The following is a 12550-nucleotide window of genomic DNA, read 5'->3' on the forward strand; positions in this document are numbered from 1 at the left end:
AGCCGTTTTGATAATTATCTGGTAAAGCACTCATCTTTCTGGCATTGCTGTGAACATTCTCACTCGTCCGTTTCGAAAACCCAAGAAAAGCCACGTTGAAGTTCCGTTCATCGATCAGCTAGCGAATCGCTTTCCCGATTCGACCGTTGCTCAACGTGAAATCATCGATTCGGTCACGCCGTACACGATGACTTCGCCGGAACGAATCCTCGCGCTTTGCGAAGCCGTCGATCACGTTTGCAAAAATGAAATTGCTGGCGACATCGTGGAGTGCGGCGTTTGGAAAGGCGGCAGCATGGCGGCGGTTGCCCACTCGCTGGTCTCACGCTCTCAGGATCACCGAACACTTTGGATGTACGACACGTACGACGGAATGTCCGAACCGACTGACAACGATGTGGATCTGCGGGGGCATTCGGCAGAGCGACTGCTGGCTGATGCAGACTATGCAAACTCAGAATCAAAAGACAGTATCTGGTGCCGCTGCAGCCTGAATCAGGTCAAGCAAACGCTGATCGAAACGGGCTATCCGGAGTCAATGTTACGATTCGTCAAAGGCAAAGTCGAAGACACGTTGCCGCTGGAATCTCCTGAACAGATCGCGATTCTGCGGCTGGATACGGACTGGTACGAGTCAACTCGATGCGAACTTGAAATCCTGTTTCCCAAGCTCGTTCCTGGCGGAGTCCTGATCATCGATGATTACGGACATTGGCAAGGATGTCGCAAAGCAGTCGACGAGTACTTCGAATCACAAAACGTAAAAATGTTTCTCCATCGAGTCGACTACACCGGTCGGCTGGGTATCAAACTGGGCTAACCACCACCTTGAACCACGATCCGAAAAATTCGAATCCTCCCCGTTTGTTGAATGTCGGTTGCGGCCGCCGTTTCCATCAAGCGTGGATCAATATTGATCTGGAATCTTACGATCCGGCAGTCGTTCAACACGACATCACCAAAGGCCTGCCGTACGAAGATGACCAATTCGATGCGGTATACCATTCGCACGTTCTGGAACACCTGGATCCTGGCGATGGCGAAAAACTGTTGGACGAATGTTATCGGGTGCTTCGTCCCGGCGGCGTGCTGCGAATTGTGGTGCCGAATCTGGAACAGATTGCGACCTTGTACCTGAACTACCATCGTCAGGCCTGGGCCGGCGAAACGGGCGCTGCAATCAATTACAAATGGATGAAGCTGGAATTGCTCGACCAATTGGTTCGCAGTCATTCGGGCGGTTCCATGGGCCAGTATATGGCCGGCGATGAGATCAAGAACTCGGGTTTCGTTCGCGCCCGAGTCGGTGACGAATTTTCACGCTGTCAGGACATGGGGCACGGCAGAGACGACAATACGACTCGCGTGTTAACGTTTACCGAAAAAGCCACCGCTCGAATTGAGAAAGCAAAGTTTGGTTTGACTCGCTGGATCATTCGTCGACTGCTCGGCAAAGACGCTTTGCGCTCATTCGACGAAGGGCTGTTTCGCAACCAGGGCGAGATTCATCGTTGGATGTACGATCGATACTCGCTCAAAACACTGTGTCAGGCTCGAGGATTCACAGACTTTAAGGTTCAATCGGCGATCGACAGCAGCATTGACGACTACGAGTCTTTCGAGCTGGATTCTGAGAACGGGAACGTCAGAAAGCCTGACTCTCTGTTTGTTGAATGTCGCAAGCTGAACGCCATGGACGCGCAAAAAGCGGCCTGAGCTTCACGTTCTGTTGATTTAAATCGAGGTACGAACGGGCCACGGCACGACCAGAGATTCAGGCTGCAATCGCCAAAGCTATAGCCTGGGCGGTGCCTGCAACATTGGGGTTGGTCAGCACGCCACCCGCCTTCTAAAATACGCTGCTCACTAATCGCCAACGCATGGAAGCAGACGCGAAACGAACATGATAAATCTCCGCCGCGCGCTATGGATGACGCTCAAGTACAAATGGTCCCTGATCGGATCGTTTGTGTGCTGCCTATTGGTCGCGATTCTCTGGGGCGCAAACCTGGGCGCCGTCTATCCTTTCGTCGAAATCGTGATGCAGAAAAAGACGCTCGTCGAGTGGGTCGATGAACGTTCCAGGGAATCCGATACCCGGATTGCCGAAAAGCAGCAGCAGATAGCTGACCTCGAATCGCAGATTGCAGCAGAAAAAGCAGCGGCGGCCCCGGACTCAGTTGCTTCACTGAAAACCAAAATCACTTTGGCGAACGCCGAACTGGATGGTGAAGTCACGCGGAAATGGTGGACCGAAACGTTGGCGCCGTGGATCAGAAGCTATGCGCCAAAATCAGCTTTCGCAACGCTCGGCTGGTTGATGGGATTCATGTTCCTGGGCACCGTGATGCGTGGTTTGTTCCTGATGGGCAACATGGTTTTGGTTGCTCGAGTCGGACAGCGAACTGTTCTGGACATGCAGAACGATGTCTTTCGAAACGTGCTGGACATGGAAGTCTCCGAATTGGGCGTGCGCGGAACGGGTGACCTTGTCAGTCGAATTCGAGGCGAAACAGGAGCCATCGGTCAGGCGATTTCGATCCTGTTCGGCAAAACGATTCGTGAACCGATGAAGATGGCCGTTTGTCTTGGTGGAGCTGCCTGGTTCAACTGGCGTTTGCTGTTGTTCTCGATGTTGATCTGCCCGCTGGCCGGCTATTTGATGATGCGTTTGGCAAGAATGACCAAGCGTGCGAACAAGAAAGCAGTCGAAGAGTCTGCCAATCTTCTGAACCGTTTGTATCAGGCGTTGACTTATCTGCGGGTCGTTAAAGCGTTCACCAATGAGCCCAACGAACGAACTCGTTTCAAGACCGTGGCTCGCGACGTTTACAAAAAAGGCATGCGGATCGCGTTTTACAATTCGCTCTCACGCATCAACAGCGAACTGCTCGGCGTCGGCATGATCACGCTCAGCGTTCTGGCCGGCGGCTATCTGGTCATCAACGAGACATGCTTCCTTGGACCAATTCGACTCAGTTCAACGGTGATGGACTACGGAACGTTGCTGACGTTCTTCGGTTTCCTGATCGGTGTTGCCGATCCGCTGCGAAAAATGGCTGACGTCTACAACACGATTCAGGGCGGAGTCGTTGCTGCCGATCGCGTGTTCCCGTTGATTGATCAGACTCCTGCAGTTGCGTCTCCTGCCAGCCCAACGGCTGTTCCGACTGGTGAGCTTGACATCGAAATTCGTGACGTTCGTTTCAGCTACGATGAAAGCAACGAGGTTCTCAAGGGAGTCAACGTTTCGATTCCGGCCGGTACATCGTTGGCGATCATTGGTCCCAACGGTTGCGGCAAGAGCACGATGATCAATCTCATCCCACGTTTCTTTGACGTGGGCGGCGGTAAGATTGAAATCGGCGGCCACGACATTCGCGACTTCGACGTGCGATCACTGCGTCAGAAAATTGGCTACGTGACGCAGATGACAATGTTGTTCAACGACACGATTGCGGAAAACATCGCTTATGGAAACGAGTCCGCGACGATCGAGCAGGTTCGCGATGCGGCGATTCAGGCGCACGCCGATGGTTTTATCGAAGCCCTAGACAACGGATACGATTCTCAAATCGGAGAACATGGCGGAAAGCTTTCTGGCGGGCAGCGTCAAAGGCTGTCTCTGGCCCGTGCGATCCTGAAGGACCCGGAAATCCTGATTCTGGATGAAGCGACCAGTCAAATCGATCCGGAAAGTGAACAGCTGATCCACGAGACTCTGGCGGAGTTCATCAAAGGGCGGACGACGGTCATGATCACTCATCGACTTTCCACTTTGGACCTGGTCGATCGAATCCTGTTGATGGACGGCGGCGAGGTGGTGGATTGCGGAACTCACAACGAGTTGCTGGCTCGTTGCCCGGTCTATCAGCGGATGCAGAACTTTGGTTTGGATGAGGTTGCCTGATGGCGAGTGCTGCAACGAAACAGAACACAATTTCATTTGAGCGCATTCAGTATGCGTCCCAAGTCATCGCGCAACAAACCGAAGCCGTCGATCGATTGGGGAAGCAGTTGCCGGCCGAGTTTGATCTGGCGATTGAGCTAATGCTTGGCTGTCGCGGCAGCGTGATCGTGACGGGAATGGGCAAGGCCGGTTGGATCGGACAGAAAGTTTGCGCATCGCTGGCTTCCACCGGAACGCGCAGCCATTTCCTGCATCCAGCAGAAGCCATCCACGGGGACCTTGGAAGAATTGGGCCCGAAGATTTGGTTCTCGCCTTTTCCAACAGCGGCGAAACTTCCGAAGTCGTCACATTGCTTCCCTCAATAAAAAAGTTCAGCGTTCCGTTGATCGCCGTGACAGCGAACCGGAACTCGACTCTGTCAAAACAGGCAGATCTGGTGCTCGATTACGGCAAAACTTGCGAATCCGGACACCTCGGTCTGGCTCCATCGACAACCACGACGTTGATGTTGGTGCTTGGCGACGCGATCGCGCTGACGTTGTCGCATGAACGAAAGTTCCAGCCTCAGGATTTCGCCAGGTTCCATCCCGGCGGATCGCTGGGCCGTCGACTTTCTCTGGTCGAAGAGATCATGCGTCCAATCGAACAGTGCCGTGTTGCTGTCGAAGACGAAACGGTGCGTTCAATTTACATTCGCAGCAAAAGCGAGTCCCGTCGCAGCGGTGCTGTGATGGTGGTGGCGAGAGAGTCCGGAAAACTCGCTGGAGTTTTCACCGACAGCGATCTTGCAAGGCTGTTGGAACGAGAGCAGGATTCGCAGTTCGATCAGTCGATCGCCGAAGTCATGACACACGGCCCGGTAACGGTCACACGAGGCACTCGACTGGAAGTCGCGATTGAAACTCTCGCCTGCCGGAACATCAGCGAACTGCCGGTTGTCGATTCTGGCGGTGTGCCAATCGGACTGATCGACATTACAGACGTTGTCAGTCTTTAAACAGGACAGCTGATCTCTCTGCGGTAACCTTGGGTGCAACTCAAAACGGTGACCTGCCGTTCCCGTGATCAGACTTTCAATGATCGCTTTTTCCGCGGCGAAAGTCGAAAGGTTCTTCGAGTCGTGACGCTTTCGGTTAAAATCGGCGTTGGGGCAAATCGTCAGGTCGAAGCTTGTCGACCGGAACAGGAGAACAGTGATGCAACGTAATCGAAGTACTCGACAGTCGCTAAGTTATGGCAGCCTTGAGCCCAAGCGACTCCTTGCGGGCAACGTCAACGCGAACTTCAACGGCGACCACATCTACATTCGTGGCGACCAGCAAGACAACCAGATCCGGATTTACTCCAGCGATGGAACCATCAGGATCGCCGGAATAGACGGAACCACCATCAACCGCCGCGCAGCGGTCACCGTTGGGAACAGCACCGCAGTTTCTGGCGATGCGCGTGTCACCAGCCAATTCGCGGGTGGACTGCGCGTTCACATGGGGCCAGGAAACGATAGCGTGAACGTCGACGGCATTCGATTCCATGACCTTTCGATTGTCTACGGCGGGACTGGGGACGACTTTGTCAACATTTCCAAAACTGATTTTTTCAGCACGGCGATTGTGCAAACGTTTGATGGCGACGACAACGTTGCGATCACGAACACTCAGATCACCGACACGCTTTTTGCGATGACGCTCGACGGCGACGACAGCCTGACGATCGAGAACACGATCACGCGCGGTAGCGCGATCATGGCGACCGGTACCGGCGACGACTATTTGAAACTGGCTTCGAACCAGCACCTTGGCTCTCCGCAGTTTGCGTTGACTCAGGACGGCGCTGACACGGTCGAAATTCTCAACCCGAACATTGGCACCGGTGGGCTGGAAATCTTTACCGGCGACGGCGACGATGAAGTCTCGGGCGAATTGGTTCACGGCGTGATTGATGGAAACGTGATCATCGCGGGACAGGGCGATACAGATATCTCACGCCTGACGATCGCAGAAAGCGTTTCAGCGCGAGTTTCGTTGCGAGGATTCGAGTTCAACAACGAGGTTGTCTATCGCAACGCCTCAGAGGTCGACTATGGTTTCGCGTCGTACTTGAAACCGGACGATTCATTCTTCGTCGCGGATTTTGTCGAATTCAATCAACGCACTCGACTCAGTTCGATCGAATGGCTGGGCTCTTACGAGAATTCCACCGCGCCGCTAACTGGAGACAATTTCGTGATCGAAATCTATGAAGGCGGCTTTGTTGACGATCCATCAATTGGGACTTATCAGGCTCCTGTCGGCAATCCGGTGGCGACGTTCAATGTTGGCAACAATGCAAATCGCGAGGATACCGGGCGAACATGGAGCAATCTTGGACCGACGCGAAGGATTTTTAGCTATTCAGCGGACATCGATTTCACAATGGCATCGAACCGACAGTACTGGATCTCGATTTACTCAATGCCGACGGGGCAGGGCGCCGACCTGGACAACGATTTCTACATCCTTGTGGACGACATCGAATCGGAACTGGACTCGAACGATGGAGCGGCCAATGTGAAATGGTCTAACTTCCCGAACTGGTACCCCAACACCAGCGCCAAGACTCATTTCACGTTGCGATCATAGTGCAGTTCGGAAGTTGAAGACGATCGTTTACAAAATTTGCCTTGGCGACTGGTTAAGGCAAAACTTCAAGGTCCGTCATCGCGATATCCGAAAACATGGCCAGCGACTAATCACTTTTGCACGTAGAATTCGATTTGTGGCATGGCGCCACGTTTAATCAACCGGTACGTTTCAAAAACGTCGGTATCCAACAAGAAACGCGGTGGCGATATTCAAGGTAAGCACCGCCGAAACGCCGAACCATATCCCGTTCCTCGATTGGGCGGACGACCGTGTGCCATACCAACGCACCTAGCAGCGAATATATCAATATCGGAACGGATTGAAAAATCACGGCAACTCCGATGCCCTGTCCGATCCCGGCAATTGCCATTGGATTACGGACGAAGTGATAGGGTCCTGATTCAACCAGCCTGTTGGTTTGATCGAGCGGAAGAGGAGTTCCCGAGCCGTCACGAACCATGAAGTAGGAACTGCATAATCCCAGCACGCTAAAGCATCCGAACATAGCCGTTCCAAGAAATAGCGAGATTGAAAGCTTCGGCATCGCAAGAGCATTAAACGCATCAAGAATCACGTAGGGGATCACCACCAATGCCAAAATCCAGATACACACGATTTGAATGATAGTTTTGAGAACGTTCCGCGTGTGGCTGGATGAGGAATTGCGAAACAAAGATTCGTTAAAACAAAGAAATATGTTGTAGGCGACTCCCAGAAGCATTAGCCCTGTGGGCAAGAATCCGCTGGCCGTTAAAAGAGTTGCGTTGGCGCAATAGAGTGCTGCGTATCCGAAAGCGCCCAAGATGACGTATTCACACTCAGTAACGTCTCGATATGCGCGAATCGCTGACGCAGTGGCTATCAGGATGATGTCTGGTGAAAAGAATGCCCAAAATGCGACCGGAGGGATTCCCTTGAACTGGAAAGCAGCGAAAAAGGATTCATCCGAAGCGAGTGCAACCCACCAAACGCTAACCAAGGCAGCTTGCAGCAGGTAGCCAGTTTCTTTCATGCTTCCGAGCCTCAAGCCAGACAACATCGGCCTTCACAAAGCCTGAACAGAACGTCGTTTTTCCAATGGCGACTGAGGTTTAGATCGACCGCAAAAATGGCCGCAGTGCTTGAAACACCGCGACCTTTTTGGAGGCATCAGGTCGATGGAAAATGTAAGACCTGAGGCCGACAGTTTCGAGGCAGACTATCTCGAATCACGAGAAGGATTGGGCTCAAAGCGTCCGTGATCGGCCGCACTGTAGAGCGCCAGATAGTACAGCTTTGCAGCAGCGGTGATCTTCTTGAAGTTGATATCGGCTGGCTGATCCGATGGCTTGTGATAGTCGGGATGCATGCCGCCGAACATGAACGCGACCGGCACGCCCTGGTTGTAGAAATTGATCTGATCGCTGCGGTTCCAAACGCTTTCCATATCAAGCTCGAACTCAAATCCAACGTGTTCGTTGGCCGCGAGAATCAATTCATGCAAATCGTTGTCGCCACGTTGGCTGCCGACAAGATGGATATGGCCTTCGTTGTCCGCGTCGGTGTCGCCTTCGCCGGTGTCTTCATTTCGACCGACCATGTCGATGTTCAACATGCAAGTCATCTTGTCGACAGGATGAATCGGATTGTCTGTGTAGTATTTGGATCCCAGCAACCCAACCTCTTCGGCGGTAAACCACATAAACAGAATACTGCGTTTGGGTTTGACTGGATTTAATGCCATCGCGCGAGCAATGCTGAGGACAGCCGTCGAGCCCGAGCCGTTGTCGTCTGCTCCCGGGTAAACTTTTCCGTTACGAATTCCCAGGTGGTCGAGGTGAGCTCCAATGACCACGTACTCATCTTTCAAATCCGGATCCGAACCTTCGATCCAGGCGAGCACGTTTGGAGCGCCCGAAGTTTCTTCTCGCATTGGAATTGTGATCGTGAATTCTTTTCCGCTTTCGTAAGCACCACTGTTTTTGGACCAGTCATCCTGGACGTCCGCGGCGGCTGCAATCTTCGCAGCAGTATCGCTTGTGATCGTGCCAGAAACGCTGGTAGCGCGGCGACGGCGGCCGGGAAACAGGTTCTGAGCAATCGAAACAGGCGTGTCTTCGATAACCCGCATTGACGCCGAAGGACGCTTGCGAGCGATCAGAAACGGAGCACGTCCTGCGGCTTTGTCGTCCGCGGAATAGATCACGATCTTTTCTCGCAGATTGAGGTCTTCAGGAAGCGTCGGAGAATCGCCCTGCAGAGTCAGAAAAACGACTTCGCCAGTGACTTCACCCGCGTCGGTGAGTCGATCGAACCCGACGTTGTTTTTGCCTTCGACTTCGAAATCATCCGAGCCAAGAATCTTGCACTTGTCCATCACCGCGATGCGACGTGTCATCGGCATGGTCTGAAAATAAGTCTCGCCGTTACCGGCTGGCTCAAGCCCAAACTCCGCCAGCTTTCCAGCGACCCAATGGGCGGCCTTCATATAGCCAACCTGACCGGTGCCGCGACCTTCGAACCCTGGTCCGGCCAACACGGACAGGAATGCTTCGGCTTGCTGTTCGGTGATCGAGTCAAACCCTGCCTTTAATTCTTCTGGGGGTGCTGTCGTCGTCGCGTATTGCGCGTCGGCCACGCCAGATAACATCGAAACGGTGCAAATCAAGGCACATGAGAGAGTCAGGACGCGAGCCCGGCAGAATTTCGTCAGCAGCATGGGATCTTTCGATTGAACAGGATGTTAAGTTTTTATTGTTACCTCCAGACGCCTGTTTTCCTACTACCTGTCTGGCGAGACGTGGTGTGAAAAGTGAAACGAATCACCGAATGGCTGGGGATCTGAAATTGCCATACGAGGCTTGCAAAGCAAATCATTTTTTCAATTTCTGTCCTGCACGACGCCTTGCTTACGTCTTTAATAGTGTAGAGCCCTTTTGACGCAGGGCTCATAGAGCGAAAAACGGGATGGCTTTGGGAAAAAGCGAGATGGAAAAAGCGAAGCTCACGCTTGAGACGTTGCTTGAGCGGCAAAAAATTAGCTGGGAAACCGAAAAGCCGATCAAGGTTTGGCAGATCGTGGAACGTTTCCCTACGCTCAAGGATCGCCACGAAGTCCTCATCGATTTGCTGTACGCTGAAGTGCTGTATCGCGAACAGCGAGGCGAACATCCGCAACGTTCGGATTACACCCACCTGTTTCCGGAGCTGAAAGAAAAAATCAACCGCCAGTTTCAGGTCCATGAAGCCCTCGACGTTCCGGCCACACCGCAAGCAGAAATTGCGACCAGCGTGGGCGGCGAAACCATTCCCAGTCGCAACATCAAATCGCACGATCGTCGCAGCGTCCCGGGTTTCGAACTGCTGGAAGTCGTCGGTCGCGGCGGATCGGGAATCGCGTATCGCGCTCTCGACCAAAAGCTAAACCGAACGGTTGTCATCAAGTTTCTACTCGCAGCAGACGATCAGGAGGCCACCCGTAGGCTGATCCACGAAGCCTCTGCTTCGGCGTCGTTGGTTCATCCATCGATCGTTCAGGTGTTCCACGTCGGCGTCCATAACGAAGACCCGTACATGGTGATGGAGTTCGTCGACGGAGGCTCGTTGGCGAATAAACTCCAGGACGGTCCGCTGACAACTGACGAAGCGGTTTCTATCGCGAGGCAGGTCGCGGAAGCCGTTGAGTTTGCTCACACGAATTCGGTAGTCCATCGCGACCTGAAGCCCGGAAACATTTTGCTTGGCTCCGACGGCAAGCCGCAAGTCGCCGATTTCGGTTTGGCGCGAAAGGTCGGAGCCGAATCGTTGCACGCAACCGGAGACGTGCTGGGGACTCCGGCTTACATGTCGCCCGAACAGGCCAAGGGCCAGCCAGCGGATGCGCGGTCCGACGTGTACTCGATCGGCGCGGTGCTGTACGAGATGCTTTCCGGTCGTTCGCCATTCGATGCGGCGACTCCCTGGGACATCCTTCATCAGGTGACAACGACGGATCCGGTTTCGCTTCGACAGCTGAATGCTTCGATTCCGAAAGACATCGAGACGATATGCCAGAAGTGCCTGGAGAAGGATCCGGCCCGCCGCTACCAGTCGGCTCAAATGCTCGTCGACGATTTGGCACGTTTCAAAAATGGTGAGCCGATTCTGGCCAGCCCGGTCAATGGATTGCAGCGAACGATCAAGTGGTGCCGTCGCAAACCGGGACTGGCAACGTTGGCCGCCACTTCGTTGGGCCTGCTGTTGTTGCTCGCTGGCGGATCTACTTTTGCCGCGTTCAAGTTGAACGCGGCGAACAAGACGATCCTGAGAGAACAGAAAATCGCTGAAGAAGCTCAACTTCAGGCCGAAGCGGATCGCGAAGCGGCCATCGATTCGCTGTGGCATTTGGTTAATTCACTTTACGAAGATCTCTCGGCCAACACGGCGACGATTGAGACCCGCGACCAGGTGCTGACCGTGGCGATCTCAGGACTCGAATCGATCGGAGAGTTTCGTGGTTCGCGAAAGTTCGATCGAACTGCGATGGTGGCACAACAGCGGATTGCTCAACTTCATTCGCTCCGAGGCGACAGCAAAACGGCGGTCAGCGCGTTCGAAAAATCGATCGAAATAGCTCGGGCTAACAAAGCCAGCGCACCGGACGACTTTGAGTTTCAGGTGGACCTTTACGTCGCCCTGGATCACCTCGTCGGTCACCACATTCGACACAGCAATCACTCTGAAATCGCGAAACTTAAAGCCGAAGCCGAGGATTTGTTAGGGCAGTTGAGAGAGCAATACCCGGACAACAAAACGCTCTTGCAAAACGCGGTCAGCGCTTACAGTCGGGACATCGACTACCTTTGGCAGCACCAACCGCCGGCTGAGTCAATTCGGGTTGGTGAAATCGCGGCTGTTGATGCGGCGCGGCTCATTGAGCTGGAACCGGAAAGCGAGCCTGCCTATCACGCGGGCTACCATTTGCATTCGCGACTGGGGCGTGCCTATTTGGAGTCCGGCGACCTGCCGGGAGCGGTGACTCACTGGAAGCGTGCGCGGGAGCATATCGAGCATCTGTTAAGTCTGCGACCGGATCATCCGGACTACGTTTACGGCAACGCGGTGTTGTTTCGCATGGAGTCCGCTGGGCACAATGCGGCCGCCCAGGTTGAAACGTCACTGGATTACCTTGAGACAGCTCTGGGGTTGTTCAAACAGCTTTCTGCAACGGACGAGGAGAACATTGACTGGCAGGCGAACATCGCCAGCACGTTGACCATGCGAGCTCAAACGCTGTTAACGGCCGGAAAGCTCGATGAGTCGATTGCGAACTACGACAAGGCGACCGAGATCCACATGTCATTGGCCGACAAGTTCGGCATGACCAACATGCTGCGGCGATTCCTGTCACAAATAAAACTCGAACAGTCGCTGGTGTTCCTGAGACAGCAGAATTGGCAGGCGGCTCAGACCGCGACGCGAGAAATGGCTGAGCTGATTGATGGGATCGACAAATTCGCAGAAAGTGGCGTCAGCGCTTACGCCTTATTTGAATTTGCCGCACCGTTGGTGGAGGAATCGACCAATGTGATGCTGGGAAATCCGACGACAATCAGTTCAGTCGACTCTGAAGTTTGCACTCTGTTCCTTATTGGCGTGGCGGAAGCGACGTCTAACGATACACCCCAGTTCACTGAGGCAACGCTCGATCGCATTCGTCGCGTGAATGCAGACCTGAGTTGCCATTCGTTTGAAGAGCTGATTTCGCATTTGCAAACTCGCGAGGGATGCCATCCGTTCACTCAACAGAACATTCCTGCGTACGCCGTTCGCATGTTGTCATTGCGAGGCAAACACCTGGACGAAGTCACCGAAATGGATGACTCAACCCGAAACCAAAGACAGCTCGATTTAGCTGAGCGAATCGAAGCGATCTTGCTTGAAGCAACAGAAAGCAACCCGCTCATCGCACAGGCCATTCGCGCCGAACCCGATCTACACTGGTTCATGGACAGCGCAACCTATGCCAACAGTCCACTGAATCAGGAATGACCTGTCAGC

General features: G+C 53.7%; 8 protein-coding genes. 6 read left to right on the top strand and 2 right to left on the bottom strand.

Features of this window, described 5'->3' with window-relative positions; all coding sequences use genetic code 11:
• Window positions 1-49 precede the first annotated feature (49 nt).
• From MFFC18_RS15975 to MFFC18_RS15995, 5 genes are all read left to right on the top strand, one after another.
• Window positions 50-820, top strand: a complete 771-nt coding sequence (locus MFFC18_RS15975; protein WP_202907476.1) for a TylF/MycF/NovP-related O-methyltransferase — start codon at window positions 50-52, stop codon at window positions 818-820.
• Between the two features lie 8 nt (window positions 821-828).
• Window positions 829-1716 carry a class I SAM-dependent methyltransferase gene (locus MFFC18_RS15980; RefSeq protein ID WP_075082014.1) on the top strand — a complete coding sequence of 296 codons (888 nt, stop codon included), beginning with the start codon at window positions 829-831 and terminating at the stop codon, window positions 1714-1716.
• 187 nt (window positions 1717-1903) lie between these two features.
• Complete coding sequence (locus MFFC18_RS15985; RefSeq protein ID WP_075082013.1) at window positions 1904-3910, top strand: ABC transporter ATP-binding protein; 2007 nt, start codon at window positions 1904-1906, stop codon at window positions 3908-3910.
• Window positions 3910-4908 carry a KpsF/GutQ family sugar-phosphate isomerase gene (locus MFFC18_RS15990; RefSeq protein WP_075082012.1) on the top strand — a complete coding sequence of 333 codons (999 nt, stop codon included), beginning with the start codon at window positions 3910-3912 and terminating at the stop codon, window positions 4906-4908. The genes MFFC18_RS15985 and MFFC18_RS15990 overlap by 1 nt, the downstream gene beginning before the upstream one ends.
• A gap of 199 nt (window positions 4909-5107) precedes the next feature.
• Window positions 5108-6529, top strand: a complete 1422-nt coding sequence (locus MFFC18_RS15995) for a hypothetical protein (RefSeq protein ID WP_075082011.1) — start codon at window positions 5108-5110, stop codon at window positions 6527-6529.
• Between the two features lie 157 nt (window positions 6530-6686).
• On the opposite strand, the gene MFFC18_RS16000 is transcribed toward MFFC18_RS15995, so the two are convergent.
• Together MFFC18_RS16000 and MFFC18_RS16005 are read right to left on the bottom strand one after the other, a co-directional pair.
• Complete coding sequence (locus MFFC18_RS16000) at window positions 6687-7544, bottom strand: methyltransferase family protein (protein ID WP_157665007.1); 858 nt, start codon at window positions 7542-7544, stop codon at window positions 6687-6689.
• A gap of 186 nt (window positions 7545-7730) precedes the next feature.
• The gene (locus tag MFFC18_RS16005; protein ID WP_075082009.1) at window positions 7731-9230 is read right to left on the bottom strand and encodes a M20/M25/M40 family metallo-hydrolase; all 1500 of its coding nucleotides are present in this window, start codon (window positions 9228-9230) and stop codon (window positions 7731-7733) included.
• A 248-nt stretch (window positions 9231-9478) separates the two neighbouring features.
• On the opposite strand from MFFC18_RS16005, the gene MFFC18_RS16010 reads away from it, so the two are divergent.
• The gene (locus tag MFFC18_RS16010; RefSeq protein WP_075082008.1) at window positions 9479-12541 is read left to right on the top strand and encodes a serine/threonine-protein kinase; all 3063 of its coding nucleotides are present in this window, start codon (window positions 9479-9481) and stop codon (window positions 12539-12541) included.
• Window positions 12542-12550 lie beyond the last annotated feature (9 nt).

Source organism: Mariniblastus fucicola, from assembly GCF_008087665.1.
Classification (GTDB): Bacteria; Planctomycetota; Planctomycetia; order Pirellulales; family Pirellulaceae; genus Mariniblastus; species Mariniblastus fucicola.